The sequence below is a fragment of the Pseudooceanicola sp. DL12 genome (genome assembly GCF_056270665.1).
In genome coordinates, this window is record NZ_CM149884.1 from 3,295,700 (window position 1) to 3,322,358 (window position 26,659).

Genomic DNA, 26,659 nt, shown 5'->3' on the forward strand with positions numbered 1-26,659 from the left:
CGGACCGGACGCGCTCTCGCCCCCCAGATCAAGGGGAAATCCTGAAGCGACACGCGGGTGTTACATTGCGGGCCTAAAGGCGCCTGATGACGCCGAGAAACCCCGCATGACGCCAGCAAGTCCCAGCAACCGCCCTAGGGCCCTGTCAATCCGTGACCTGACCATGAGCTATGGCCGGGAGAACGTGCTTGAAGAGATCCGGCTCGATCTGCCCGCGGGCGAGGTCCTGGCGCTGCTTGGCCCGTCGGGCTGCGGCAAGACGACGTTGCTGCGCCTGATCGCAGGACTGCTTCTACCGAAGAGCGGCAGTATCGAGATCGCCGGACGCACCGTTGCCGCGCCGGCGACGGGCGTCGCCTTGCCGCCCGAAAGGCGCGGCCTCGGCATGGTGTTTCAGGACTATGCGCTCTGGCCCCATCTGTCGGTTGCGCGCAACGTGGCCTTTCCCCTCGAAATGATGAAGCTTCCGCGGGCCGAACGCGAGGAGCGCGTGCTCCGGGCCCTGGACCGCGTGGGCCTTGCCAGCCTGGCGGACCGCCACCCGTCGGACCTGTCCGGCGGGCAGCAACAGCGCGTCGCCATCGCGCGCGCCATCGTTGCGGAACCGCCCCTCGTGCTCTTCGATGAACCTCTCTCGAACCTCGACCGCGAGCTGCGCGAGAACATGGTAGAGGAGCTTGGCACGCTGGTGGCGGAGCTCGAGCTGAGCGCCGTCTATGTCACCCACGATCACGCCGAAGCCCTTGCCCTGGCGGACCGGATCGCGGTGATGCGGGATGGTGTGATCGAACAGCAGGCCAGCCCCTCGGAGCTTATCGCGGCGCCGACCACGGCGGCTGTCGCGGACTTCCTGCGCCTCGGCTGCCTTCTGCCCGCCTCTCGTTGCGCCGGGAAAGGCTGGGCCATTGCTGGCACCAAGATCCCACTTGCCGGTCAAGGGCCGGAGAGCATGACGGCAGAGGTCCTGCTTCCGGAACGCGCGCTCCGCATCGGCGGCGACGGGCCGGCGCGCCTCTCAGCCGAGGTGCAGCATGCCCAGGTGCGAGCCGGCGGACATGCCCTCACACTGAAACTCTGCGGCACGGAGGCCCGTATACGGCTTCTCAGCCCGCGTGCTGCAGCTCCTGGCGACTTGCTGGAACTGTCCTACGCCCCTGAAGCGCTGCGCTGGTTTCCCGGCCCGGCAAGATCCCTGACCTAGCTACGGAGTATCCGACATGAACCGTTTCATCCTCGCGGCCGTCCTGGCCGTCTCGGCGGGCGCAGCCCAGGCTGACGTCACCGTCTATACCGCCGGCCCGAAGGCCCTGGCTGACAAGCTCGCCGCCGGCTTTACCGAAGAGACCGGCATCAAGGTCAACATGTTCCAAGCCACCACCGGCAAGGTCATGGCCCGCCTCGAGGCCGAAGCCGCCAACCCGGTCGCAGACGTGGTGATCTCGGCCTCCTGGGGCACCGCAGACGATTTCGCCGCCCGCGACTGGCTGCTCGACTACGACAGCCCCAACGCGGAAACGGTCCCCGATTTCCTGAAGATGCCCGGCGTCGTCTCCGAGGGCGTATCGGCCCTGGCCATTGCCTGGAACCCGGCCTCGGGCACACCGAAACCCTCGGATTGGGCCGACCTGACGAAGCCCGAGTACAAGGACATGGTCACCCTGCCCGATCCCGCGCAATCCGGTGCCACCTACACGCTGATCGAGGCCCTCATGGCGGCTGGCAAGGCCGATGAACTGAAGGCACTGGCCGACAACGGCGCGATCGTCGCCGGCGCCAACAAGGCGGCACTGAACCCTGTTCTGCAAGGCGCCAAGGCCGCCGTTTTCGGCGCAGTGGACTACATCACCATGGGGGCTCAGGCCAAGGGCGAGGCTGTCGAGGTCATCTTCCCCGAGAGCGGCACAGTGATTGCGCCTCGCCCGATGATGATCCTGCAGTCCTCGCAAAACATCGACGATGCCAAGGCCTTCTTCGACTACGTGCTCTCCGGTGCCGGCCAGGCCGCCGTGGCCAGCGTGCATCTGATGCCCGCACGCACCGATGTCTCGGCCGACCGACCGCTGATCGGCGATCTAAAGCTGATGTCGAGCGAAGGCGCCCCTTCGCGCGATGAGGTGCTGGCCGGTTTCAACCAGGTCTTCAACTGATGGCCGGCGGGAATGCGATCTCGGGGGCCCATGGCAGTCCGCTTCTCAGCTGGACCGCCACGATCGGCCTGTTTCTGATCGTCGCAATCCCCGCCGCCTTCGTCGTCATACAGGCCATCTTTCCGAACATCGGGAGCGGCAGTCTTGCCGCTCCCTTTGCGACGATGGCACATACGCTGCGCGATCCCGCGCTCTTCGGACTAGCGGGAAATACGCTTGTCCTGGGTCTCGGCACTGTGATCTTTGCCACCGTCCTTGCGGTACCGCTGGCCGCTCTCAGAGCCCTTTTTCGGGTGCCGGGCGCAGTGCTTTGGGATGCCCTCTTACTGATCCCGTTCATGATCCCCCCCTACATCGCGGCCCTCAGCTGGATCATGACTCTGCAACCGCGCGGCTACCTCGAGCAACTGGCCGGGTTCAACCTGGCGTCCTGCCTCTTCTCGGTGCCCGGGATCATGTTCCTGATGGCACTGAACACCTTTCCAGTCGTCTATTTCATCCTTGCCCGCACGTTCGAGGCCGTCGGCGCACGCTACTCCGACGTCGGGCGCGTGTTCGGCGCGGGCCCCTGGCGGGCCTTCCTGCGGATTACCCTGCCGCTCGCCACGCCCGGACTGGCCGCGAGCCTGCTGCTGGTCTTTGCCATGACGATCGAGGAATACGGCACGCCGGCCGCGCTTGGACGACGCATCGGTTTCGACGTTCTGGTCACAGGTATAGAAAATCGCATTTCCGAGTGGCCGATAGACCTGCCCGGAGCGGCAACCCTGTCGATCGTTCTGGTGACGATGGCGCTGGCGGCCTTTGTCCTGCAGCGCCGGCTGCTGGCGCGCCGGGACTACCGGATCGTCGGCGGCAAGCCCCAGGCATCGGATAAACGCGCCCTCGGCCCCTGGTCCGTCCCGGTGGTGGCCCTTTTTGCACTTGTGGCCGGGCTGGCAACGATCATCCCGATCCTGGCCATCCTGGCCTCCGCCCTCTCGAACACAATATCAGGCGGCCTGACGCCTTCGAACATGGGCCTGCAGAATTTCCGCGAATTGCTGGACCTGGGTAGCGGGGGGCTTCGGGCACTCGGCAACTCGCTGATCCTAGGGATGACGACGGCGGGGCTTGCCGGCGCGCTCGGCGCTGTCACAGCCTATGCGGTTGTCAAGGGGCGGGGGCGCTTCAAGGGCCTGCTCGACGGCCTGTCCCTGACCCCGAATGCCCTGCCAGGTGTCGTCGTGGCCGTCGGCATCATCCTCGCCTGGAACCAGCCCTGGCTACCGGTCACGCCCTACAACACGCCCTTCATCCTGCTGCTGGCCTATTGCTGCATTCTGCTGCCGCAGCCCGTGCGTTATGCCAACGCAGCCCTGCAGCAGCTGGGCGACAGCCTGGAAGCGGCGGCACGGGTCTGTGGTGCCGGGCCGCTGACAGCCTTCCGGCGCATCGTCCTTCCCTTGATGCTGCCGAGCGTGATCACCTCGATGATCCTGGTCTTCGCCGTCGCATCGCGCGAACTGGTGGCCTCGCTCCTCGTCGCGCCGGTCGGTTTCGAAACCATCGCTGTCTATATCTGGCAGCAGTTCGACCAGGGTTCGGTCGGCCTCGGGATGGCCATGGCCTTTTGTGCCATCGTGATGACCACGCTGATCCCGCTGCTCCTGATTTCGCTCTTGCGACACCTGTCGAAGGGCGAAGCCGCCGGGGTTGCCTGAGGTGCATCCTTGCCCAAGCCGCCTTTGGGGCCGCTTTTGGAGCCCGGGAGCCGACGTATACCAGACGGCGCTCGGCGATCCCTCCCGACAAATGGCCCGGCGGCACGGCGCGAGCGTGATCCCGCAGGATCTGCCCTAGCCCAACCCGATCTCCCGCAGCGGCGCGTCCCGCCCAGCCATGATCCTGCACCTGTGATCCATGAGGATCTTGACACCGCCCCGGCCCCGCGCCCTTCTGACTCCAAAGTACAGGAGGCCCCATGGAACGCCCATTCGATACCGAGCTGGAAGAGCGGCTGGTCCGCTATGCCGCGATCGACAGCCAGAGCGACGAAAGCTCTCCCACAGCGCCCAGCACCGAAATCCAGTACGATCTGCTGAACATGCTGAAGGCCGAGCTGGAGGAGATGGGCGCGGCCGAGGTTGGGCTTACGGACTACGGCGTTGTTCTCGCGACGATTCCCGGCACTGCAGAAGGGCCGACGGTGGGTTTTCTGGCCCATGTCGACACCGCGCCCCAGTTCAACGCCACCGGGGTCAGGCCGCGGGTGATCCGGGGGTACAACGGGGGCGACATCACCTATCCGGACAATCCGGATCTCGTCCTGTCGCCGAAGGACTTTCCCTACCTGGCGGAAAAGCAGGGCCATGACATCGTCACCGCCTCCGGGCTGACGCTGCTGGGCGCCGACGACAAGGCCGGGGTGGCCATCATCATGACCGCCGCGCGCCACCTGCTGGCCAATCCCGCCATTCCCCACGGCCCTATCCGCATCGCCTTCACCCCCGACGAAGAGATTGGCCGCGGCGTGGACGCGCGCCTGCCCGAGGATCTGGGCGTTGATTTTGCTTACACTTATGATGGTGCAGAGGTGGGCGAGATCATCTACGAGAGCTTCTCGGCCGACCTTGCCGTGGTCAGGATCGGCGGGGTCTCGATCCATCCGGGCAATGCCAAGGACAAGATGGTCAACGCCATCCAACTGGCCTCGAAGATCATCGCCACCCTGCCCCAGGCCACCATGACCCCCGAGACGACCGACGGGCGCGAGGGCTTCTGGCATGCCACCGACATGGAGGGCGGCTCCTCGGAAATGACAATCCGCATCATCCTGCGCGACTTCGAGCGTGACGGGCTTGCGGCCAAGGGCGACATGCTGCGCCAGGTCTGCGCGACAGTTGCCGCCACGGAGCCGCGCGCCACCATAACCTGCGACATCACCCCGCAATATCGCAACATGCGGTATTGGCTGGAGGAGGACATGACCCCGGTGGACCTGGCCCGCGCCGCGGCGAAGGACCTCGGCATCGAGCCGGTTTCAGTGCCGATCCGGGGGGGCACGGATGGCTCGCGGCTGACTGAAATGGGGGTGCCGACGCCGAACCTCTTTACCGGGATGCAGTGCATTCACGGACCGCTGGAATGGGTCTCGGTGCAGGACATGGCCGTGGCCACGGAGCTCTGCCTTTCCATTGCGAAAAAGGCCGTGAAACAGGCCTAGAAATTCCGTTTTCGGAATATCTTCAAGTGTCTGAAAAGGCCGGATTCCAACGTCGGTATTACGTCGGTATCGCGTCGGTATTGCGTCGGTGCGATTTCGGGCTCCGCGCGCGGAGCCCGAAGCCTCCGGCGGGGATATTTGGAACAGGGAAACGGGGGCGGTGTCTCGTTTCGTTTCCCTGTCGGAAATATCCCGGGGGAGGCTCCGCAGGAGACGGGGGCAGAGCCCCCTGCGCCCCTGGTCAGGCAGCGGGCCAGCTGCCGCGCTGGCGCAGCCAGTCCGCACTGCGCACCGCGCCACCGAAGGGGAAGATGTGCAGCCCGGCGACGGCTGTGCCGGGATGCGCCGCCACATGGACCTCTGCCGCGCGGGCGAGATCCTCGGGGCGGTAGCCGCGCAGCAGGGACAGGAGCGCCGTGCCCCGGCGCGAGAGCACCTGGAGCGAGGGCCCGACGCCGCAGGCCCGGGCATAGCCCAGCAGCGACCGGAACTTCGTGGGGCCGGCCAGGCCGAGGTGGACCGGCAGCCGCACGTCCTGCGCCGAGAGCGCCTCGGCCCAGGCGCAGAAGCCGGGCATGTCGAAACCGAACTGGGTGACGATGCGCATCTCGGCCCCGGTGCGGGCGGCGAGGGCCTGTTTCAGGCGCAGGGCCTGCAGCGCGACCCCCTCCGGGAAGACCGGGCTGCCCTCGGGGTGGCCGGCGATGCCGATGCGGGTGATGCCATGCCGGTCGAGCAGGCCGGTTTCGAGCAGGTCCATCGAGGCGGCGAAGGGACCCGCCGGGGGATCCTGTTCGCCGGCGATGACCAGAACGTCTCGCACCCCGGCCTCTCCTGCAAGGCGGGCGAGGCGGGCCTCGAGCACCGCGCGCGAGGCAATGCGCCGGGCGGCGAGATGAGGCACCGGCTCGGCGCCCGCATTGCGGATCGCGGCGGCCGCGGCGATCATCTCGCCGTCGTCGGCGGTGCCGAGATCAGGCAGGTAGACGCGGGTGCCCGGCGACAGCAGCGCAGGCAGCGCCGGCAGGGTCAGCACACGGAAGGGCGGGATCTCGATGGAGGCAGGCAGCCGGGCGGCCGGGTTCGGGGCGGACATCGGATCAGGCGAGGCCCCGTTCGGCAAGGGCGAGCAGGTTCTGCAGCAGGGCCGCGCGGGTGAGCGCGCCGACCGAGCCATGCGGCGGCGTGACCCAGCCCGCGACCTGTGCCACATCCGCGGCGATGTCGGAGACCATGGTGCCATCGGCGCCATAGGTGATGCCCACGCCCACCACGGCGGCACCGGGGCGGACCATCGCGGCGGTGACGAGACCCGGGCAGCCGGCGGCGGCAATGACCACGTCGGCGCGGCGGGTCACCTCGCCCAGATCGCGCGAGCCGGTGTGAAGCAGCGTGACCTCGGCATCTATCCCCTTCAGCGAGAGCAGCATGGCAAGCGGCCGGCCCACCAGGGGCCCGCGGCCGATCACCGCCACGCGGGCCCCGGCGAGCGGCACCTGGTGATGGCGCAGGAGCTGCAGGATGGCGTTGGGGGTACAGGGCAACAGGCCCGTTTCCAGCACGTCGGGCGCGCCGGCGAGCAGCCGCCCGAGGTTTGCGGGGTGCAGCCCGTCGATGTCCTTTTGCGCAGAGACGGCGGCGAGCGCGGTATCGTCATCGAGATCGCCGGGCAGCGGCAGCTGCACCATCAGCCCGTGCACCGAAGGGTCGGCGTTGAGGGCCGCGACCTGTTCGAGCAGCGCCGGCATGGGCGTATCGGCAGGCAGGCGGATGTCGCGGGCCTCGATGCCGATCTCGGCGCAATCGGCATGCTTGCGCCCGATATAGGAGGCGCTGGCGGGGTTTTCGCCCACCAGCACCGTCGCCATGCAGGGCGTGATCCCCTGGCGGCGCAGCTGCGCCGCCCGGGTTGTCATCTGCCTGCGCAGCCCGCCCGCAAGGGCATCGCCGTCGAGCAGGGTGGCACTGCGCAGGTCACTCATCACTTCAGGCCGATCGAGGGGTCGATGAACTGGTTGGTGACGACCATCTCGGGGGTCACGTCCGGTTCGGAGCGCTCGTCGAGGCTCGGCTTGACGATCTCGAGCATCCCGGCGACGCGGTCCATGTCGAAGTTGCCGATGGTGTCGTCGGAGCCATTGCCGATCACACCCTGCTCGACCATCGTCCTGGAGGCGTAGTCCATCAGGTCAGGCGCGGTCTTCCACCAGGAAGTGGCCATGTCGGCATCGTTGAAGGCGACGATGGTGGCGTTGGTCTCTGCCGGATCGGTGGCATAGTCGACGGAAGCCTGCTGCATGATCGGCACGACCTTCTCGAGGCAGGGCGAGAGCTCTTCCAGCCGCGATTTCGCCACCGAGACCATGCCGGTGTAGTTGCGATAGCCGAGGTCGTCGATCTTGAGGAAGTCGATGGGTTTTTCCCAGTTCAACCCGTTCTCGAACTTGTAGACCTCGGAGGTGACGAAGCCCTGCTGCAGCCACTCGCCGTTGTGGGTGACGAAGTTCTCGCCGTCGCCGCGATAGCCCTCGACGAAGACGTCCTTGGGCACGCCGGCATCCACGAGGTACTTGCCGAAGGTGCGGCCGATCGTGGAGACATAGATCTTGGCATCGTCGTTGTCTGCCAGCGCCTTGAGGTCATCGACGGAGGCGAAGCCCTCGGGATAGGTGGCGGCATCCCAAAACAGCACCGTGGGCGCCACGTCGAGGGGCGCAAAGACGCCGACGGTGGGGAAGCGCTTGGAGAAGATGAAGGAATTGTCGAGTTCCTGGTAGCCCAGGTGCGGGGTGACGCCGGCCTTGGAGTTGCCCATGAAGAGCGCGGAATAGGCGGTTTCGCCGTCACCGAGGCCGATGCCGCCGCCGCCCGAGAGGATCTGCAGGTCGATGCCGGTGGAGCCGAGCGGGCCCTGGTAGGAGCCGGGGGTCATCTCGCCGCCCTCGCCGATCATCTGCCAGATGCCGCCCTGTTCGGCCTGCGGCAGCCAGTCGAGCTGGATGATCAGCGGGCTGGGGCAGACCCCGGAGAGATCGGTGGTGTAATGCGCGTTGGCGAACTCGCCCGCGAAGGCGGGCCCGGAGGCCGTGGCCGCCATCAGCGCCGCGACCGAGACGGATTTGAGCGTGGATTTCATGTGTCACCCTGTTGGTTTGGTGGAGAGGAAGGCCGCGTTGGGACGCGGTCCGGTTTTGGTTACTGCTGTTTTCCCGAGGCTTCGTGCCAGTGGGAGAAGAGCCGGTTTCCCAGCCATTTGAAGAAGAGGTAGACGGCGATCGAGAGCACCGAGGCCATGATCAGTGCCGCGTACATCTGCTCGTACTTGAAGTCGATCTTTGCATTCATCAGGAGCTGGCCGAGGCCGCCCTCGCCCGAGAGGAAGAAGAGCTCGGAGGTGATGGCGGCGATGACGGCGAGCGAGCCGGAGATCGAGAAACCGGCAAAGAGCGTGGGCCCCGCGGAGGGCAGGCAGGCCTTGCGCAGGGTCACCCACCAGCCGGCGCCCTGCAGCTTGAAGAGGTTGAGGATGTTGCGATCCACCGATTTCAACCCCAGCAGCAGCGTGGTGGGCACGGCGAAGAAGGTGAAGAGCGCGACGATCAGCACCTTGGGCATGAAGCCGAAGCCGAGCGCCGACTGGATCAGCGGCACGATGGCGAGCACCGGCACCGATTGCAGCACCACGAGGTAGGGGAAGATGGCCTTCTCCAGGAAGAGGAAGCGGAACATCACGATGCCCATGAGGCAGCCGAAGGAGATCGACAGGGCGAGGCCCGTCACGGCGATGGCCATGGTGGTGACCGAGCGGCGCAGCAGCTCCATCACGAAGTCGGGGATGCCGAAGGCGAGCTCCCATATCCCGGAGCCGGAGGGCATCAGGAACTGCCGGTGCGGCGGCAGGGTGGAGCGGACCCAGGCATAGAGCAGGATCACCAGGATACCGGCGAGGATCGGCGGCAGCAGGTTGGTCAGGAGCTTGCGGCCGACGCCCGGCGGTGGCGGCACGGGCACGCCGTCGTGGGCCTCGATATTGGCGCGACGGGTGGTGCGGGCCGGCGTGTGCGCGCCGGTTGCCTGCGGGTCGGGGATCTGCGTGTCGGTCATGTGGTTCATCCCTCGATGGCCTTGCGCAGGGAGAGGGAGATCTCGCCGCAGAGTTCCGAAAAGTCCGCCTGGTAGCGCATCTCGGGGGCGCGGGGATAGGCGAAGGGCACCTCGAAGATGTCCTGGATGCGGCCGGGGCGGGCCGACATCACCACCACCTTGGAGGACATGTAGACCGCCTCGGGGATGGAATGGGTGACGAAGATGCCGGTGAACCCCTCGCGCACGAAGAGGTCGATGACCTCGTCGTTGAGGCGCTCGCGGGTGATCTCGTCGAGTGCGCCGAAGGGTTCGTCGAACATGAAGACCGCCGGGTTGAGCGCCAGCGAGCGCGCCAGCGAGACGCGCATCTTCATGCCGCCCGAGAGGCGCTGGGGATAGTGGTTCTCGAAGCCCTTGAGCCCCACCAGCTCGATCTTCTCGGCGGCGATGCGGCGGCGTTCCTCGGCGGAAAAGCCGCGCAGCTCCATCAGCAGCTCGACGTTGTCCTGCACCTTGCGCCAGGGCAGCAGGGTGGCATCCTGGAAGGTATAGCCGAGCTGATCGCGGTCGACCCAGACCTTGCCCCCCGTGTGGGTGACGAGGCCCGAGGCGACCTTGAGCAGGGTGGACTTGCCACAGCCCGAGGGCCCGACGATCGAGACGAATTCGCCCGGTGCAATGGCAAGGTTGACGTCCTTGAGCCCCTCGGTGCCGTCGGGAAAGGTCATCGAGACATGGTCGAAGACGATGGCGTTGCCCCCGGGAAGGGCCGCCCCGCCTGCCGCCGCCTGCCCTTCCGGTGCCGTGGTGGATGTGAAATCTGCGCTCAACTTATCGCTCCTGCGGTCTTCAGAAATTGCGCATGGCGCCATGCACCTTGCCGATGAAGGCGGTGGTCTGGGCCTCTGTCACGTTGTTCATGTCATAGAGCGCATGGTACTGCACCTTGACGCGCGGATTGCAGACAACCCGCAGGAAACGTGTGCCATTCTTGCGCGGGGCGTCGCCCAGGAACATGGCGCGATAGCGCTTGGACCCGTAGGTGGTGACGGTCGCCAGCTTCTTGATGTTGCCGAGGCCCGGGCCAAGCTGGCCGTCGGTCAGCTTGAAGGAGACATCGGGCAGGAAGACACGGTCGAAGTAGCCCTTGAGGATCGCCGGCCAGCCGAAGTTCCAGACCGGGTGGCAGAGCACCAGCGCATCGCAGGTCATCAGGCGGTCGACATAGCCCGCGACCTTGCGGCGGTTGATGGTGATGTCGTGGTATTCCTCGCGGTCCTCGGGCGAGAGGACCGGGTCGAAGTTGTCGGCATAGAGGTCGAGATCGTCGACCTCGTGCCCGGCCTGGGTCAGCCCGTCCACGACCGTTTCGTGCAGTTTCGCATTCAGCGAGGTCGCGAGCGGGTGGGCATAGATCACATGCACTTTCATGATGCGGCGTCTTTCATGTCTCTTTCATCCGGGCGGGGCGTCGCGCCGCGGGTGGCGCGCCCCGGAACTAGTGGTTGAACAGGAAGGCGCGCCCCGGTTCCGGCACCCAGTCCGGATCGGTCCAGGCAATCATCTTGCCGGGATTGAGCAGCCCCTTCGGGTCGGTCTGACGCTTGAATTCAAGCTGGGCGGGATCGGTCTTTTTCATGCCGCCCTCTTCGAGGGTGACACGGTGCGGATTGAAGACGGTGACCCCGTAATCGGATTCCAGCAGCGCGATCACCTCCTCGATGCGCGCGTCGCTGGTATAGCGCAGCAGCGGCAGGGTGACGGCGGCCACCTGCCCGGAGAACTGCGTGAACTCGTGGTGCAGCACGATCTCGTTGCCGAAATCGGCGTTGATGCGGGCGATGGCGCCGTAGATGTCGTCTTGCGGCAACATCATCTGCAGGTAGGTGATGGTGGGCTCGACCTTGAGCGCGCGCAGCGTGGTGTGGTTCCAGGCGTATTCGTAGAGCGAGGTCAGCCGGCGGCTGCCCTTGTCGCGATCCGAGCGGAAGCGGAGCGTGGCCTGATCATCGGCGGCCACGAGCGCCGCGAGGGCCTCGAGGCTGTCACGGGTGACGATGACGGAAACCGCGGCCTCGCCCGGCACGGTGAACTCGGCATAGCGGTTGAAGTAGCGCTCGGGGATCTCCGGCTCGAAGGCGGAGACCATGCGCTTGACGATGGCCTCGTCGCGCCCGATGGCAAAGGAGAGCCGGGTGGCGGCGGCGAAATCCGTGGTGCCGATCAGCGCCTCGACCCAGTCGCAGGCCGGATCCACGGGCACTTCGACCTCGGTGATCACGCCGTTGACGCCATAGGCATGGGCCGCCTTGAAGATGTCTTCTCCGGTCAGTTCGACGATGCGCGGCTCGGCCTCCATGGTGATCAGGCGCAGGCGCAGGATGTTGCCCGGCGTGCGCAGACCGCCCCAGCGGATGGCGCCGATGCCCGAGGAGCCGCCGGCGATGAAGCCACCGATGGTGGCAGTGGCGGCGGTGGAGGGGAAGAGGCGCAGCTCCAGCCCCTTGTCGCGGGCGGCGGCCTCCAGCTCCTTCATGATGGCGCCGGGTTGCGCCACGAGGCGGCCCGGTTCGAGGCCCAGGATGCCGGTCATGTGCCGCATGTGCAGCAGCACGCCGCCGGCAAGCGGCATGGCCTGACCGTAGTTGCCGGTGCCGGCGCCGCGCACGGTGACCGGCACGTCATGGGCATGGCAGATGCGCAGGATCTCGATCACCTCGGCCTCGGAGCGGGGCGAGACGACGAGATCGGCACAGACGTCCTTGAGCATTTCCTTGAGGATCGGGCTGTACCAGTAGAAATCGCGGCTCTTCTGCTGGATCGAGCGGGGGTTCTCGTCGAGGTCGAAACCCGCGAGGGCCGCGCGCAGGGCGTCGAGGTTCGCGGTGCGATCGGGTGTGGTCGTTGTCATCATGCACTCTCCCATTGGGGTTCGGTTCGGGTCACGCAGGGAGCGAGCGGCACGCCGTCGTGCAGCACGAGGCGCGGCAGGGCAGTGCCGCTGAGAAGATCGGCCCAGTCGCGGGCGTCGAAGAGCACCGCCTCGGCCGGGCCGCCGGCCAGCAGGCGGCCGGTATCGGGAAGGCCCATGGCACGGGCGGGCGTGGTGGTGATGGCGGCGAGCCAGCGGTCCGGGGCATGTTCCAGTTGGCCCATGAAGATGCCGAGGCGCAGGGCCTCGATCATGTCGTAGCCGCCATAGGGATAGAAGGCGTCGCGCACGTTGTCGGAGGCGAAGGCCACGGGCACCCCGGCGGCGGCGAGTTCCTGCACCGGCGCGAGGCCGCGCAGCAGGCCGCTGCGGCCCGGGGTGCGGTCCTGCAGGAAGCCGTTGGTGGCGGGCAGCGAGACCACCTCGATGCCGGCCTCGGCGGTCATGTCGATGAGCGTGTCGCGCTGCGAGGCGGGCATCTGCGCCAGGGCACAGCAATGGCCGGCGACGATGCGGCCGGTGAAGCCGCGACGGATGGCGGTTTCGGCCAGCAGGTGGAGGCCGTTGGCCTCCGGATCGAGGTTCTCGTCGACATGCAGGTCGAGGTCGAGGCCATGGTCGCTGGCCAGCCCCAGCAGGCGGTCGATCAGCGCCGGCGTGGCGGTGCCGGCATCGATGAAGGCGCCGAGGATGCCGCCCATGTCGGCGAGCGCGGCGCAGCGGGCGCCGAAATCGGGATCCGCCACCCGGAAGAGCGCCATGAGCGCCACGGCCTGCAGGTGCAGGCGGTGCTGCCAGCGCCCGGAGACCTCGGCGAAGGCCTGCCAGGAGGGGTTCTCGGCGGGCGTGCCGCGGGTGTCGAGATGGGTGCGCAGGGCGCGGGTGCCCTGGGCCTCGGCGGCGGCGAGCGAGCGCTCCATCCGGGCGATGTCGTCGTCGAGGGTGCGATTGTCCTGCTCGGCGGCCCAGAGCGCCACGGCAGAGGTCAGCCCGTCGGGCGAGAAGCCGGTGCGCTGAACGGTATAGGCCTTGTCGAGATGGGTGTGCATGTCGACGAAGCGGGGCAGCAGGATGCGGTCGCCGAGATCGACCACCGGCAGGTCGGAAACGGGCAGGTCGGAGGCCGGATCGGGGCGCTGGAAGCAACCGTCGCGCACGGCGATATCGGTGCGTGCCAGGCCCTGCAGCATGGCCGAGGTGCAGCCCGGCCCGGCCAGCCCCTCGGAGAGGGCGGAGGGGATCAGGGCGTTGCGCAGCAGGTAATCGCCGCGGGCGGGGATCACGGGAAGGCTCATGCGGCCGGCCCCGCGTAACCGGGGGTGCCGGCGGGGATCACCGGATCCGGCAGCGGATGGGCCGCGACCTCGTCCAGCAGTTTCGCATAGCGGGAGGCGGCGTGTTCGACCAGGGCGCGGCCGGCCTCGGGCGTGGCGATGGAGGCATCGCCGGCGACGCCCGCCGGGTGCAGATCCTGCGAGACCCAGCCCATGCCGACGGGACCCACCATGCGCAGCACCTCGTTCTCCTCGGCGATACGGGCGGAGGCGGGCACGAAGTTCTCGGCCCGGGACATGTCGACCAGAGCGGGGGCGAGATGCAGCATGGCCGCGGTCTCGATGAAGCCGCCGTGGATGCCACGGGCGCGCTCCTGGTCCGAGACCAGCCCCTCGGGGAAGCCCATGGTGACCCAGCCGGCGGAGACGCAGAGCATCCCCTCCTCGATCCGCAGGCGCCGGGCGACGATCTGAAGCACCGGGACGTTGCCGCCATGGGCGTTGATCAACACCAGGCGCTTCACCCCGGCGCGGGCGACGGAACGGCCGATCTCGACGAGCGTGGCCAGCAGGGTCTCGGCCGAGAGGGTCAGCGTGCCCGGATAGGAGAGATGCTCGTCGGACTTGGCATAGGTGATCGTGGGCAGGAGGTAGACATCGGCAGACTGCAGGAACGGCCCGGCGGCCCGCGCCACCCCTTCGCCCAGCACGGAATCGGTTGCCAGCGGCAGATGAGGCCCGTGCTGTTCGGTGGCGCCCACCGGCAGCAGGGCCACCGCTCGGGAGGTGTCGATCCCGGCGAAATCCGTGGTCTTGAGGGAGGTCCAGTCGGTCAGAGGCATGGGCAGCGGCGTCTTTTCTGTCTTCCGGCCCGACTTCCGACCCCCTGCCGCAGACAGGATTGTTCGTTAATCGAGCATTTGATCGGAATAAGTTACGCCTCGGAGAGGAGGGGTCAAGGTGCAAAATATGCAGGCACTGAGCCGCATTCGGCAGGACGCAGTCATAAAAAACCATTTTTTACGGACATTTGCAGCCACGCCCAGCCGATTCCGGCAGATGACACTTTCACAGGCAGCAGCCGGACAGAGGCCGGATCCCGCCCTGTTTTTGTGCGCTTAGTGAAAATTTGGTCTATTATCGAACAGGCAAAGTGGCTATCGAGGTGGAACGCGCCCTGCCCGGCCATGCCATGGAGCCCCGATGCTGAACGAAAACGACAAGGAAATCTCGCTGACCTTCGCCAAGGGGCTGAACGTCCTGCTGGCCTTCGATGCCCGCGACCGTTCAGTGACCATATCGGAAATCGCCGAAAAGGTGAACCTGAACCGGGCGGTCACGCGGCGGCTGGTGCGGACGCTGGAACAGCTCGGCTATGTCACCAGCGACCGGGGCCGCTACGAGCTGACGCCGCATGTGCTGCGGCTGAGCCAGGGCTTTATCGAGGGGCGCGGCATCGCGCAGATCATCCAGCCGATCCTGCGCCTTGCGGCCGAGGAGATCGGCCAGTCGGTCAGCTTTGCCATGCTCGACGATACCGATGCGGTCTACGTGGCGCATACCTTCCTGCCGTCGCAATTCACGCTGAACCGGGTGGCAATCGGCACCCGCGTGCCGCTTGCCCCCACCGCGGCGGGCCGGGCGATCCTGGCGTTTCTAGACGAGGCACGGCGCGACGAGATCCTGGACGGCATGGATTTCGCGGCCTTTACCGACCGCACCCAGACCGACCGCGCGCGGTTCCTGGACGCGCTGCACGAGGTGCGCGCCCAGGGCTATGCTCAGACCGACAGCGAATACGTGAACGACGTGGCCTCGCTGGCCGTGCCGGTGTTCAACCCGGGCCTGGGCGTGGTGATCGGTGCCATCTCGATCATCTTCGAGCAGGGGCGGCTGGACGCAGAGGAGCGCGCCGACATCATCACCCGTCTGAAGAGCTGTGCGGCCCACGTGGCCTCGACCTTCTGAGATGATCCGGGCTGAGATGATCCGGGTTTTCGACGGCAGGGAGATGGCCGCGCGGCTGAACGCGGCGACACGGGCCCGGGTGGCGACCCTGGGCCGCGCGCCGCTTTGCCGGGTGCTGCTCGACGGGGGTAACGCGGGCATGGCGGCCTATGGCGCGCGGCTGCGCGAGAGCGCGGCCACGGCGGGCATCACCCTGGAGACCGAGAGCTATCCGGCACCGGCAGAGGTGCTGCCACGGCTGGCGGCGCTGGCGGCGGACGCGGGCGTGGACGCGGTGGCGACGCTTTATCCCCTTCCCGCCGGGATCGATCCGTTGCGGGCGGCGCTGACGCTGGGCGCGGCCAAGGATATCGACGGGCTGCACCCGGAAAACGCCGGGCTGCTGGCCCTGGGCGCACCGGCGCGGGCGCCGGCCACGGCGCAGGCCTGCCGGCTGATCGCCGAGGAGATCGCGGGCGACCTGACAGGCCGCGAGGTGGTGCTGGTGGGGGCGTCGCGCATCGTCGGCCGGCCGCTGGCGCAGCTGATGCTGGACGCGGGCGCGACGGTCACGCTGACCCATGCGGAGACCCGCGACCTGGCGGCCCATACCCGGGGCGCCGATATCGTGATCACCGCCGCCGGCCGCGCCGGGCTGATCGGGCCCGACCACCTGAAGGCGGGCGCCGTGGTGCTCGACGTGTCGATCAACCGCGGGCCGGAGGGGCTGATCGGTGACGTGGACCTGGCCGCTCTGGCCGGCCACGACGCGACCGTCACCCATGTGCCCGACGGCGTCGGCCCGGTGACCACGGCCTGCCTGCTGGCCAATATCGCGGCGACTGCCTGCGAAGCTGGCAGCTGACCGGCTGCGTGCATTTCCCGCCGGCGAATTCCCGTCTTAGCCGTTGCACGGGCGCGAAACTTGGCCTCCGATAGTCGTATTACGAACCTCAGTTCGATAATCGACAAAAAAGGATCCCAACAGTGACCAAGATTCGTTCCCTTGCGGCCGGTGCCGCCCTTGCCACCCTCACCACGCTGGGGGCCCTGCCCGCCCTTGCGCAGAGCGAAGAGGTGCGCCCCGGCGTGACCTTTGCCGGCACCCTGTCGGAGGACCCGGCGCGCGCCGAGATGGAGGGGCTGATCCTCGATCTCGCCTCCTCCTGGGCGGCCTGCAACCCGGAGCTGATGGAGAGCATCGTGGCCGAGGATGTCGCCTTCTCCTATCCGACGACGAGCTACACGGGCCGCGACACGATGCTGGATGACCTGGGCGCCTTCTGCGACATGGCCAAGGACACCAGCATCTACCTGCCGGCGGATGCCTTCTTCGTGGACACGGAAACCGGCCGGATCGCCGCCGAGCTGCAGTTCCGCACCTTCCAGCGCGGCGCGCGGCAGGTGGTGAACGACGTCTGGGTCGCCCACGTGGAAGACGGCAAGATCAGCGTGATCAAGGAATACCTGGATGGCCGGGTGAAGGACCTGCAGGCCCTGGGTGTGCTGCAGCTGGAGGAAAGCCCCGAGGTGCTGACGCCCTGGCCCGCGCGCACGACCGAATGGGAGAGCTGCTTCCCCATCGTGAAGGCGGCACCGATCAACACCTGCCCGGAAGAGTGATAACGGCCTGAGCCCGGAGAGACGGCCGCGCCCCACCGGGTGCGGCCGTTTGCGTTGCGCCTCAGGTGCGGCGAAGCGCGATGGCCTCGACCTCGACCAGGAACTCGGGGCGGGTGAAGCCCGAGACGATCATCAGGGTCGAAGCGGGTTTCACCGCGAGATCGGCGCAGACCTCGTCGCGCACCGCCATGTAGGGCTTCATGTCCTCGCGTTTCGTCACGAAGGCCGAAAAGCGCAGCACGTCGGAGGCATCGAGACCGTCCTCGGCCAGGATCGCGAGCACGGCCTGGAAGCAGAGGCGCGACTGCTCGGTGATGTCCTCGGGGATCGTGCCGTCGGCGGCCAGGGCGAGCTGTCCGGAGGTGACGACGACGGGGCCCGCGGCGATGCCGTGGGAATACTTGCCGAAGGGCGCGGAGATACTGTCGGGGGCGAGGGATTTCATGGGGGCTCCGGAAGGCTCTGTGCTGGGATCACCAAGGGCTAGCACGGGGCGCGGGGCACCGGAAGGGTGCGGCGGGTGCCTGCTGCCGTGGCGTCATCGCCGGGAGAGAGGCTTGCCGCAGGGCCCCGAATCCGCGCAGAGCGGATTTCGAGCCGTCCCATGCCAGAGAGGCCCCACATGACGCAGAGCATCACCGAACCTGCCCGCGAAACGCCCGTGATCCACCGCACCGACGTGCTGGTGGTGGGATCGGGGCCCGGGGGGCTTGCCGCGGCGCTGGCCGCCGCGCGCGAGGGCGTGGAGGTGACGCTGCTGGAGCGGTTCGGCTGTTTCGGCGGCAATATCACCGTCGTGGGTGTGGAGGGCTTTGCTTGGTACCGCCACGAGCAGACGGTGGAGGCCGGCGGCATCGGATGGGAGTTCGAGCACCGCGCAAGGGACATGGGCGCCGCCGTGCCGGAGAGCCAGTCGCTCTCTTACGAAATCGACAGCGAGGGCTTCAAGCTGGTGGCGGATCAGCTCGTCGAAGAGGCCGGGATCCATCCGATGATGCACCGCCAGTTCGTGGCGCCGATCATGGAGGGCGACCGGATCCGCGGCGTGATCGTTGAATCGAAGGCGGGCCGCGAGGCGATCCTGGCGACGCTGGTGGTGGATGCCACGGGCGATGCCGACGTGGCCCTGCGCGCAGGCGCCCCGACGGTGAAGACCCCGGTGGAGGAGATGCAGGCGGCCAGCGTGATGTTCCACCTGGCCGGCGTGGACAAGACGGCCTTCATGGAGGGGGTGAAGGCCGACCCGCAGACCTATCGCAACTGGTCCACCGGCGAATGGGAGGTGGAGACCAGCGGCAAGGAGGACGAGATGTTCTCGCCCTTCCTGGCGAAACCCTTTGCCCAGGCGATCCGCGAGGGCGTGATCCCGGCGCATCTGAACACCATCGGCGGCACCTGGGGCGCGGTGCACGACAGTGGCGAGATGACCTATATGAACCTGGTGCACCTGGCCGGCTGCGACGGCACCGATCCGGACAGCATGACCCGCTTCGAGATCGAGGGACGACGCCAGGCGATGCATGCCATCGACGCGCTGCGCGCCTATACGCCCGGCTGCGAAGGCGTGCGGCTGCGCAATTTCGGCATGTCCATCGGCATCCGGGACACCCGCAAGATCGATGCCCATTACAACATGACCGAGACGGATGTGCGCGAACAGGGACGCTTCGAGGACAGCATCGGCATCTACCCCGAGTTCATCGACGGCTATGGCGTGCTGATCCTGCCGACAACGGGGCGCTACATGCAGATCCCCTATCGTTCGATGCTGCCGAAGGGCGTGAAGGGGCTGATCGTGGCGGGCCGGGCCACCGGCGGCGACCGCATCGCCCATGCGGCCACGCGCAACATGGCCTGCTGCGCGGTGGCTGGCCAGGGCGCGGGCGTGGCGGCGGCATTGGCGGTGCAACAGGGCACGGATTTCGATGCCGTCGACATCGCGGCGCTGCAGGCCGCGGTCAGGGCGCAGGGCGTGCGGATCGACTGACGCCTGCGCGCGGGTGATCAGGCGCCAAGGTTGATGCGCTTGAACATCTCGGCGATCGTGTTGCTCATGATCCGCTTGGCGGGCTCCATGGCGCTGCGGGCGGTGACGATGACGCCGAACTTCAGGTCCTTCAGCTCGGCGACGTCGAGGGGGATGAAGCGCAGCTGCCCCTCCTCGATCTCCGGCAGGAAGCCGAGCTTGGTATAGAGGCCGAGGCCCCGGCCCGTGAGGATCATCTTCTTGGCCAGCGGCAGCGAATTGGTAAAGAGCCCGGTGGAGAGCGCGGGCGTGGCATCGCTGACGATCTGGTCGATGATCGAATTGTGGCCGCGCGCATCCGGCGTGCGGATCAGCGGGTAATCCATCACCGCCTCGAGCGGCAGCGAGGTGCGCTCGGCCAGGGGATGGTCGCTGCGCAGGATGATTCCGATGGGCGCCGAGGTCTGGGCGATGGCGCGCACGTCGGGATGCAGTTCGAAGATGAAGGACAGGCCGATGTCGGCCTCGCCCCCGGCAACCGAGGCGATGACGTCCTCGGGCGAGGTCACGTTGACCGAGAAGCTGGTCTGCGGGTGATCCGTCTCGAAGCGGTGCAGCGCCCGGGGCAGCAGGTCGACCGCCACGGAATCGATCGTGGCGATATTGATGTGGCCGGTCCGCATGTCCCTGATATCGTTGATCATGATGCTGACCTGCTGATAGTCGAGCAGGGTTTTACGGCAGTGTTCGAGCACCACGGTGCCGGCATAGGTCAGCTCTACGCCCTCGGGCGTGCGGGTCAGGAGCTGAACGCCGAGCTGTTCCTCGATGGCCAGGATTTTCCGGTTGATCGAACTTGATGCAACATTAAGCACTGCGGCCGCCTTGCGGATGGATCCCTGTCGGCTGACCTCGTCAAAGTACCGGAGGAAGACCGAGTGCATGCCTTATACCCTTGTCGTAAAACGATTATTTCAAGTCCGATGCATAAAATGCACCACTGATGAGAAGAATTGCTTCTTCATGCATCACCATCCCCCGCCTAAAGTCAATGCAATGATCACGGCCAGCAGAGCCGGGCATTTTCCACAGGAGAGAGATGATGAAGAACCACACCATATCGGGGGTGCCCAGCCGGCGCTCCGTTCTGAAGGGCATGGCCGGTGCCGGGCTGATGGCCGGGGCCGGCACTTTTGTTTCCTTTTCGCCGGCCCGGGCCGCGGGCGATGTCGACACGATCAAGATGCAGCTGGGCTGGCTGGCCTCGAACGGAATCCTGGGCGAGATCGCGGCGGTCAAGAACGGCTATTTCGCCGAGGAGGGCCTGGCGCTCGAGGTGATCCCCGGCGGGCCGAACGTGGATGGCGTTGCCTCTGTCGCCTCGGGTGCGGCGCAGCTGGGCCAGCTGTCGTCCTCGCCCTCGCTGATGCTGGCGCGGGCCGCGGGCATCCCGGTGAAATGCATCGCCTGCGGATACCAGCAGCACCCGTTCACCTACTTCTCGCTGGAGGGGAACCCGGTACGCGAGCCGAAGGATCTGATCGGCAAGAAGGTGGGCACCAACGGCACCGCGCGGATCCTGCTGCAGGCGCTGCTGGCCGCGAACGACATCCCCGAGGACCAGGTGGAGGTCGTGGTGCTGGGCTCGGACATGGCGCCGCTGAAGACCGGGCAGGTGGACGTGATCACCGGCTGGAAGACCAACACGAGCGCGCTGGAAGTGCTGGGCGACGAACGCGTCGACCTGAGCCTCTGGGATGCGGGCGTGCAGCTCTATGCCAACCCCTATTACGTCACCGACAAGATGCTGGCCGAGCACGGCGACAAGGTGGAGGGCATGATGCGTGCCATCGCCCGTGGCTGGGGCTGGGCCCATGACAACCGCGAGGCGGCGGTGGATGCGCTGGTCGAGGCCTATCCGAACCTGAACCGCGAGGCGGAGCTGGCCACGATCGACATGATCATGACCTACGCCTTCGACGAGAAGACCGCGGCCAACGGCTGGGGCACCATGTCGCGCGACACCTGGCAGAAGCAGATCGACAGCTATGCCGCCCTGGGCCAGTTCGACGGGGCGCCGCCCTCGGTGGACGACGTGATGACCCTCTCGGTGCTGGAGACCACCACCGACGCCCGCCCGAAGATCGGGTGAGCGCATGGGCCTGGACATGACACCCTCCGCGGCAGGGACCTCTGCCGCGGCCACCCTGCGCAATGCCACCGTGCGTTTCGGGCAGTTCACCGCGTTGCAGAACCTGACGCTGGACATCGGACAGGGGGATTTCTGGACGATCCTCGGCCCCTCGGGCTGTGGCAAGTCGACCCTGCTGCGGCTGGTCTCGGACCTGGTGCCGGCCGCCGGCGGCGAGGTCGAGATCCTGGGCAAGTCGACGGAAGAGGCGCGCCTTGCGCGCGAGTTCTCCTTTGTCTTCCAGGACGCGACGCTGCTGCCCTGGCGCTCGGCGCTGAAGAACGTGGAGCTGCCGCTGGAGATCGGGCGCAAGCGCGGCATCCGACCGCCGGCCGGTGGCCGCACCCCGCGCGAACTGCTGGAGCTGGTCGGCCTGAAGGGCCGCGAAGACGCCCTGCCCCACGAGCTGTCGGGCGGCATGCGCCAGCGGGTGGCGATCGCCCGGGCGCTTGTCTGCCGCCCGAAGCTGCTGCTGATGGACGAACCCTTCGGCGCGCTGGACGAGATCACCCGCGACCACCTGAACCTGCAGTTGCTGGACATCTGGCGCGAGACCGGGGTGACGATCCTCTTTGTCACCCACTCGATCCCCGAGGCGGTCTTTCTCGGCCAGAAGGTGCTGATGCTGAAGGCCCATCCCGGCCGCCTGAAGGAGGTCGTGGACATCGACCTGCCCTATCCCCGCACGATCAAGGGCCGCGAGGCCCCCGAATTCACCCGCTATGCCGCCTACCTGCGCGAACAGCTGGAGGACTGCTGATGAGCAATGTCGAACTGGCCGACCGGATGGTCGACGAGCCCCCGATCGACGATCTTGCCGAAGAGGTGGCGGCGCTCAGGCGCGAGCGGATCCTGGACATTGCCCTGCCCGTCGGTACGGCAGCGGCGCTGCTGCTGATCTGGCAGCTGGGGGTGATGATCTTCCGGGTGCCGAGCTATATCGCGCCGAGCCCGGTGCAGGTGGCGCAGGTCTTCGTCACCGACCTGCCATTGCTGATGCGGAACTTCTGGCCCACCTTCTATGAAAGCGTTCTGGGCTTTGCCATCGGCAACATCGCCGCCATGCTGATCGCCGTGGCCTTCGTGCATTCGCGTTCGGTGGAACGCGCCTTCTTTCCCATCGCCGTCTTCATCAACACCATCCCGATCCTGGCCATCGCGCCGATCCTGGTGCTGATCTTCGGCTCGGGGCTGACGACCAAGGTGATCATCGCCGCGCTGATCTGCTTTTTCCCGACGCTGGTGAACATGGTGCGGGGCCTGACCTCGGTCAGCGATCAGCAGATGGAACTGTCGCGGATCCTCTCGGCCTCGAAGGCGGAGGTCTTCTGGAAGATCCGCCTGCCCACCTCGCTGCCCTTCCTGTTCTCGGCGCTGAAGATCGCCGCGGCGACCTGCGTCATCGGCGCGATCGTCGGCGAATGGGTTGGCGCGGACAAGGGACTGGGCGCGCTGATCCTGGACAGCACCTTCAACTTCCGCTCGGCGGTGCTCTACGCGACCGTCTTCCTGGCCTCGGGGCTGTCGGTGATGCTCTTTGCCGCCGTCAGCCTGGCCGAACGCATCGTGGTGCGCTGGTAACGCCTGCGCCACCTGCCGGGAGCGGGGCCCGCGGCCCCGTCCCACCGAAACCGATCAATCTGAAAGGGGCTTTGCATGTCGGAGCGTCATAGAGAATTCGTGTCCCTCAGGGGCGAACAACTGCCCGTCGTGGCAACCACCGACGTGGTCGTGGTGGGCGCCGGCCCGGCGGGCCTGTCGGCCGCCGTCTCGGCCGCGCGCAACGGCTGTTCGGTCACGCTGCTCGAGCGTTATCACCACCTTGGCGGCATGGCCTCGGGCGGGATGGTGCTCGTGCTCGACGACATGGTGAACGAGAGCAACGAGATCGTCACGAAGGGGCTGGTCACCGAGCTTTCCGACCGGATGGTGGCCCAGCAGGGCGCCGTCTATCCGCCCGATGAAGACTGCCAGACCAACTGGGAGATGTGGCAGAAGTGGTCGCGCTGGGGCTGCATCGATTTTCACCAGACGGGCATGCCGCAGCCGATCATCCACGCGGTGGCCTTTGATCCCGATTGCTTCAAGCGCGTCAGCCTGGACCTCGTGCGCGAGGCCGGCGTGAACCTGCGGACGCATTCCTGGTTCTCGGAGGCGCTGATGGAAAACGGCCGCCTTGCGGGGGTCGTGGTGCAATCGAAACTGGGCCGGCAGGTGATCCGCGCCGACATGGTGATCGACGCCACGGGCGACCTCGACGTGGGTGTTTCGGCAGGCGCGAGCTATGAGACCGGGCAGTTCATCGTCACCACCGTCTTCCGCCTGTGTGACGTGGATACCGACCGGGCCGAGGCCTTCGAATATTCCAACCCCGAGGAATACAGGGCGCTGGACCGGCAGGCGCGGCGGGTGATCGGCGGAGCCTGGGGCATGTGGTGGCTGAAGACCCCCCTGCCCGGCATCGTCTGGTGCAACTGTCCGCACATGCCCGGCTATGACGGGGTTTCGGTCGAGGACATGGTTGCCGCGGAATACGAGGGCCGCGGGCGCATGATGAAGCTGCTGGAATTTGCCCGCGCCAACCTGCCCGGTTTCGAGAACGCCAAGATGCTGGGCGCCGCCGAACAGATGGGCGTGCGCCAGACCCGGCTTCTGCAGGGCGAATACGTGGTGACCCGGGACGACGTGCGCAGCCGCCGCTGGTTCGCCGACACAGTCTGTCGGGGCCGCGATTATTACACCCCCTACCGGGCGCTGCTGCCCAAGGGCGTCGACAACCTGATTGTCGCGGGCCGGCACTACTCGGTGGAGAGCGAGGCGCAGAAACTGTCGCGCGAGATCCCGCCCTGCATGGCGCAGGGCGAGGCCGCGGGCGTGGCGGTGTCGCTGGCGCTGAACGGCAACCTGGCACTGCGCGACGTCGATCCGGCGGCGATCCAGCGACAGATGCGCCTGCAGGGGGCCGATCCGGGCGACCGCCCCTCGGCCAGTGCATTGATCGAAGACGAAAAGGTGGTCTCATGAATACCCAGAATACCCCCCTCGGCGGCATCCGCGTGGTCGATTTCACGCAGGTGATGCTGGGGCCCTGCGCCACACAGATGCTGGGCGATTTCGGCGCCGACGTGATCAAGATCGAGCGCCCCGGCGCCGGAGACCTGACCCGCAACTTCTTTGGCGTGAAGAGCGACGAGGCACAGAACAACGTGGTCTTTGCCTCTCTGAACCGCAACAAGCGGTCGGTGACGCTGGACACCAAGAGCGCCGAGGGCCGCGAGACGATATACGACCTGGTGCGCGGCGCCGACGTGGTGGTCGACAATTTCCGGGCCGGGGTGATGAAGCGGCTGGGCTTCGACTACGAGACGCTCGCGGCCATCAACCCGCGCATCATCTGTGCCTCGGGCACCGGCTATGGCACCACGGGCCCCTATGCCCACAAGGGCGGGCAGGACGTTCTTGCGCAGGCGATGTCCGGGGTGATGGAGAAGACGGCAGATCCCTCGGTTCCGCGCTCGATCTATCCGACGACCCTTTGCGACTACAGCGCCGGAATGCACCTGGTGCAGGGGATCCTGGCGGCGCTGCTGATGCGCGAGAAGACCGGGCGCGGCCAGCAGGTGGGCGTGTCTCTCTACGATTCCATCCTTGCGATGCAGATGCAGGAGGCCGCGCAGTGGAACGCCCATCGCGAGGTGCTGAACTGGGCCGCCATGCCGCTGACCGGCTGTTTCGAGGCCAGCGACGGCGCGCTGGTGTTCGTGGGGGCCTTCAAGGCGAACCCGCTGCGCGACATCTGCGCCGCGCTGGAGATAGAGGACCTCTCGCCCGCCTATCCCGACCTGCCGGCCCAGCGGGCAGCCAAGCCCTTCCTTCAGGAGACCTTCCGCAACCGCATTTCCACGAATACCCGCGCGCACTGGCTGGAACGGCTGGAGGCGCAGGACCTGCTCTGCGCGCCGGTGCGCTCGCTGGGCGAGGCGCTGGAGGATCCGCAGACCGCGATCAACGGCATGCTGCTCGAGATGGATCTGCCCTTCCACGGCAAGGTCACGCAGCTCTCCTCTCCGGTGCACCTGAGCGAGGCGCCGGTCACGCTGCGCCAGCGCCCGCCGATGCTGGGCGAACATACCGCCGAGGTGCTGGCCGAACTGGCCCGCAGCGAGGAGCCGGCGGAATGAGCGTGACCTATGCCTGCGAGGGGGGCGTGGCGCGCGTCACCCTCGACCGCCCCGAGCGGATGAATGCCGTGGACCCCGAAACCGAGGCCGCACTGGAGGAGATCTGGGCCGGGATCGAGGCCGACCCGGAGGTGCGCTGCGTGGTGCTGACCGGCGCGGGAGACCGCGCGTTTTCCGCCGGCGCCGACATGAAAGCCGCAGGCAATGCCACGGGGCTGGAGTACTGGGCGTCGGGCAACCCTAACGGCTTTGGCGGCATCTCGCTGCGCGACAGCCTGACGGTGCCGGTGATTGCGCGGGTGAACGGGCTGGCGCTCGGCGGCGGCATGGAGATGGTTCTGGGGGCCGACATCGTGGTGGCGGCCGATCATGCGCGCTTTGGCCTGACCGAGGCACGGGTGGGGCGCTTGCCGCTCGACGGGGGCATGGTGCTGCTGCAGCGGATGCTGCCGCGCAACATCGCCGCCGGGATGATGCTGACCGGCCGCATGCTGCCCGCCGCCGAGATGGCGCACTACGGGCTGATCAACGCGGTGGTGCCGGCCGCGGAGCTGGATGCCGAGGTTGATCGCTGGGTCGCCGACCTGCTGGCCTGTGCGCCGCTGTCGCAGCGGGCGATCAAGGCGGTGATCCGTGGCACCGGCACGCTGAGCCCGAAACAGGCGCAGGCTGCGCGGCTGCCCGAGGTGGTGGCGGCGCTGACCTCGGAAGATTCCGAGGAAGGCGTTCTGGCCTTCCGAGAGAAGCGCGCGCCGGTCTGGAAGGGGCGCTGAGATGCTCGTCATCACCAGCGCCTGCATCGACGTGAAGGACGGGATCTGTACCACATCCTGTCCGGTGGACTGCATCTACGAGGGCGGGCGGATGTTCTACATCCACCCGACCGAGTGCATTGAATGCGGCATGTGCGAGAGCATCTGCCCCGTCGACGCGATCCGCTACGACGACGAGCTGCCGCCCGAAGAAGCCGCCTTTGCGCGGCTGAACGAGCTGGCCTTTGCCCGTGCCGACGGCACGATGGACGAGCCCGGCGGATGGGTCCGGGGCATGGCCCCGCGCGCCGATCCGCAGGCGGTGGCCGCGCATGCGCTGCAGGAAGGATAGAGA

Annotated in this window: 26 protein-coding genes; 15 read left to right on the forward strand and 11 right to left on the reverse strand. The window is 67.2% G+C overall.

From position 1 onward, the window contains the following. Nucleotides 1–163 precede the first annotated feature (163 nt). The 4 genes from AC0WR5_RS15305 (at nt 164) to pepT (ending at nt 5,352) form a co-directional block, all read left to right on the forward strand. Nucleotides 164–1,201, forward strand: a complete 1,038-nt coding sequence (locus AC0WR5_RS15305) for an ABC transporter ATP-binding protein (RefSeq protein ID WP_475864385.1) — start codon at nt 164–166, stop codon at nt 1,199–1,201. A 16-nt stretch (nt 1,202–1,217) separates the two neighbouring features. Continuing rightward, nucleotides 1,218–2,147 (forward strand): ABC transporter substrate-binding protein, encoded by a 930-nt coding sequence (locus tag AC0WR5_RS15310; protein WP_475864387.1) that lies wholly within the window; start codon nt 1,218–1,220, stop codon nt 2,145–2,147. Further along, a complete protein-coding gene (locus AC0WR5_RS15315; RefSeq protein ID WP_475864388.1) occupies nt 2,147–3,850 on the forward strand; it encodes an ABC transporter permease in 1,704 nt (567 codons plus the stop codon). Before AC0WR5_RS15310 ends, AC0WR5_RS15315 begins: the two co-directional genes overlap by 1 nt. 260 nt (nt 3,851–4,110) lie before the next feature. Beyond that, nucleotides 4,111–5,352: a peptidase T gene (gene pepT / locus AC0WR5_RS15320; RefSeq protein ID WP_475864390.1), complete on the forward strand. Its 1,242-nt coding sequence runs from the start codon at nt 4,111–4,113 to the stop codon at nt 5,350–5,352. A 241-nt stretch (nt 5,353–5,593) separates the two neighbouring features. Here the strand turns inward: pepT and AC0WR5_RS15325 are convergent, their stop codons facing one another. The 9 genes from AC0WR5_RS15325 to AC0WR5_RS15365 form a co-directional block, all read right to left on the reverse strand. Beyond that, nucleotides 5,594–6,448 (reverse strand): methylenetetrahydrofolate reductase, encoded by an 855-nt coding sequence (locus tag AC0WR5_RS15325; protein WP_475864392.1) that lies wholly within the window; start codon nt 6,446–6,448, stop codon nt 5,594–5,596. A 4-nt stretch (nt 6,449–6,452) separates the two neighbouring features. After that, nucleotides 6,453–7,334, reverse strand: coding sequence for a bifunctional 5,10-methylenetetrahydrofolate dehydrogenase/5,10-methenyltetrahydrofolate cyclohydrolase (locus AC0WR5_RS15330; RefSeq protein ID WP_475864394.1), 882 nt, complete (start codon nt 7,332–7,334; stop codon nt 6,453–6,455). Further along, nucleotides 7,334–8,488 carry a hypothetical protein gene (locus AC0WR5_RS15335; protein WP_475864395.1) on the reverse strand — a complete coding sequence of 385 codons (1,155 nt, stop codon included), beginning with the start codon at nt 8,486–8,488 and terminating at the stop codon, nt 7,334–7,336. The genes AC0WR5_RS15330 and AC0WR5_RS15335 overlap by 1 nt, the downstream gene beginning before the upstream one ends. Nucleotides 8,489–8,547: 59 nt before the next feature. Further along, a complete protein-coding gene (locus tag AC0WR5_RS15340) occupies nt 8,548–9,456 on the reverse strand; it encodes an ABC transporter permease (RefSeq protein ID WP_475864396.1) in 909 nt (302 codons plus the stop codon). Between the two features lie 5 nt (nt 9,457–9,461). Then, entirely contained in the window at nt 9,462–10,268 is an 807-nt protein-coding gene (locus AC0WR5_RS15345; protein ID WP_475864397.1) for an ABC transporter ATP-binding protein, read from the reverse strand. A 19-nt stretch (nt 10,269–10,287) separates the two neighbouring features. Further along, nucleotides 10,288–10,869: an NAD(P)H-dependent oxidoreductase gene (locus AC0WR5_RS15350; RefSeq protein WP_475864399.1), complete on the reverse strand. Its 582-nt coding sequence runs from the start codon at nt 10,867–10,869 to the stop codon at nt 10,288–10,290. Nucleotides 10,870–10,936: 67 nt separating this feature from the next. Continuing rightward, the gene (locus AC0WR5_RS15355) at nt 10,937–12,352 is read right to left on the reverse strand and encodes an FAD-binding oxidoreductase (protein ID WP_475864400.1); all 1,416 of its coding nucleotides are present in this window, start codon (nt 12,350–12,352) and stop codon (nt 10,937–10,939) included. After that, nucleotides 12,349–13,665: an amidohydrolase family protein gene (locus AC0WR5_RS15360; protein WP_475864402.1), complete on the reverse strand. Its 1,317-nt coding sequence runs from the start codon at nt 13,663–13,665 to the stop codon at nt 12,349–12,351. Before AC0WR5_RS15360 ends, AC0WR5_RS15355 begins: the two co-directional genes overlap by 4 nt. Beyond that, nucleotides 13,662–14,486, reverse strand: coding sequence for a creatininase family protein (locus tag AC0WR5_RS15365; protein ID WP_475864404.1), 825 nt, complete (start codon nt 14,484–14,486; stop codon nt 13,662–13,664). The genes AC0WR5_RS15360 and AC0WR5_RS15365 overlap by 4 nt, the downstream gene beginning before the upstream one ends. A 361-nt stretch (nt 14,487–14,847) precedes the next feature. Here AC0WR5_RS15365 and AC0WR5_RS15370 point away from each other — a divergent pair, with 361 nt between their 5' ends. The 3 genes from AC0WR5_RS15370 to AC0WR5_RS15380 all read left to right on the forward strand — a co-directional run bounded on the left by AC0WR5_RS15370 (nt 14,848) and on the right by AC0WR5_RS15380 (nt 17,214). Beyond that, nucleotides 14,848–15,612, forward strand: coding sequence for an IclR family transcriptional regulator (locus AC0WR5_RS15370; RefSeq protein WP_475864405.1), 765 nt, complete (start codon nt 14,848–14,850; stop codon nt 15,610–15,612). A gap of 1 nt (nt 15,613) precedes the next feature. Further along, nucleotides 15,614–16,456 (forward strand): tetrahydrofolate dehydrogenase/cyclohydrolase catalytic domain-containing protein, encoded by an 843-nt coding sequence (locus AC0WR5_RS15375; RefSeq protein WP_475864406.1) that lies wholly within the window; start codon nt 15,614–15,616, stop codon nt 16,454–16,456. 122 nt (nt 16,457–16,578) lie between these two features. Next, entirely contained in the window at nt 16,579–17,214 is a 636-nt protein-coding gene (locus AC0WR5_RS15380) for a nuclear transport factor 2 family protein (RefSeq protein WP_475864408.1), read from the forward strand. Between the two features lie 61 nt (nt 17,215–17,275). Here AC0WR5_RS15380 and AC0WR5_RS15385 read toward each other — a convergent pair whose 3' ends face one another. Then, nucleotides 17,276–17,659 (reverse strand): RidA family protein, encoded by a 384-nt coding sequence (locus tag AC0WR5_RS15385; protein ID WP_475864410.1) that lies wholly within the window; start codon nt 17,657–17,659, stop codon nt 17,276–17,278. A 177-nt stretch (nt 17,660–17,836) separates the two neighbouring features. Here AC0WR5_RS15385 and AC0WR5_RS15390 point away from each other — a divergent pair, with 177 nt between their 5' ends. Continuing rightward, nucleotides 17,837–19,201 (forward strand): FAD-dependent oxidoreductase, encoded by a 1,365-nt coding sequence (locus tag AC0WR5_RS15390; RefSeq protein ID WP_475864411.1) that lies wholly within the window; start codon nt 17,837–17,839, stop codon nt 19,199–19,201. A gap of 17 nt (nt 19,202–19,218) precedes the next feature. Here AC0WR5_RS15390 and AC0WR5_RS15395 read toward each other — a convergent pair whose 3' ends face one another. After that, nucleotides 19,219–20,124 (reverse strand): LysR family transcriptional regulator, encoded by a 906-nt coding sequence (locus tag AC0WR5_RS15395; protein ID WP_475864412.1) that lies wholly within the window; start codon nt 20,122–20,124, stop codon nt 19,219–19,221. 155 nt (nt 20,125–20,279) lie between these two features. Here AC0WR5_RS15395 and AC0WR5_RS15400 point away from each other — a divergent pair, with 155 nt between their 5' ends. The 7 genes from AC0WR5_RS15400 (at nt 20,280) to AC0WR5_RS15430 (ending at nt 26,656) form a co-directional block, all read left to right on the forward strand. Continuing rightward, a complete protein-coding gene (locus tag AC0WR5_RS15400; protein WP_475864414.1) occupies nt 20,280–21,332 on the forward strand; it encodes an ABC transporter substrate-binding protein in 1,053 nt (350 codons plus the stop codon). Between the two features lie 16 nt (nt 21,333–21,348). Then, entirely contained in the window at nt 21,349–22,131 is a 783-nt protein-coding gene (locus AC0WR5_RS15405; RefSeq protein WP_475864416.1) for an ABC transporter ATP-binding protein, read from the forward strand. After that, complete coding sequence (locus tag AC0WR5_RS15410) at nt 22,131–22,952, forward strand: ABC transporter permease (RefSeq protein ID WP_475864417.1); 822 nt, start codon at nt 22,131–22,133, stop codon at nt 22,950–22,952. The genes AC0WR5_RS15405 and AC0WR5_RS15410 overlap by 1 nt, the downstream gene beginning before the upstream one ends. Nucleotides 22,953–23,027: 75 nt before the next feature. Beyond that, nucleotides 23,028–24,395 (forward strand): FAD-dependent oxidoreductase, encoded by a 1,368-nt coding sequence (locus tag AC0WR5_RS15415; RefSeq protein WP_475864418.1) that lies wholly within the window; start codon nt 23,028–23,030, stop codon nt 24,393–24,395. After that, a complete protein-coding gene (locus tag AC0WR5_RS15420; protein ID WP_475864419.1) occupies nt 24,392–25,552 on the forward strand; it encodes a CaiB/BaiF CoA transferase family protein in 1,161 nt (386 codons plus the stop codon). The genes AC0WR5_RS15415 and AC0WR5_RS15420 overlap by 4 nt, the downstream gene beginning before the upstream one ends. Beyond that, on the forward strand, nt 25,549–26,325 hold the full coding sequence (locus AC0WR5_RS15425) for an enoyl-CoA hydratase-related protein (protein WP_475864421.1): 777 nt from the start codon (nt 25,549–25,551) through the stop codon (nt 26,323–26,325). Before AC0WR5_RS15420 ends, AC0WR5_RS15425 begins: the two co-directional genes overlap by 4 nt. Nucleotide 26,326: 1 nt before the next feature. Beyond that, nucleotides 26,327–26,656, forward strand: a complete 330-nt coding sequence (locus AC0WR5_RS15430) for an indolepyruvate ferredoxin oxidoreductase subunit alpha (RefSeq protein WP_475864422.1) — start codon at nt 26,327–26,329, stop codon at nt 26,654–26,656. Nucleotides 26,657–26,659 lie beyond the last annotated feature (3 nt).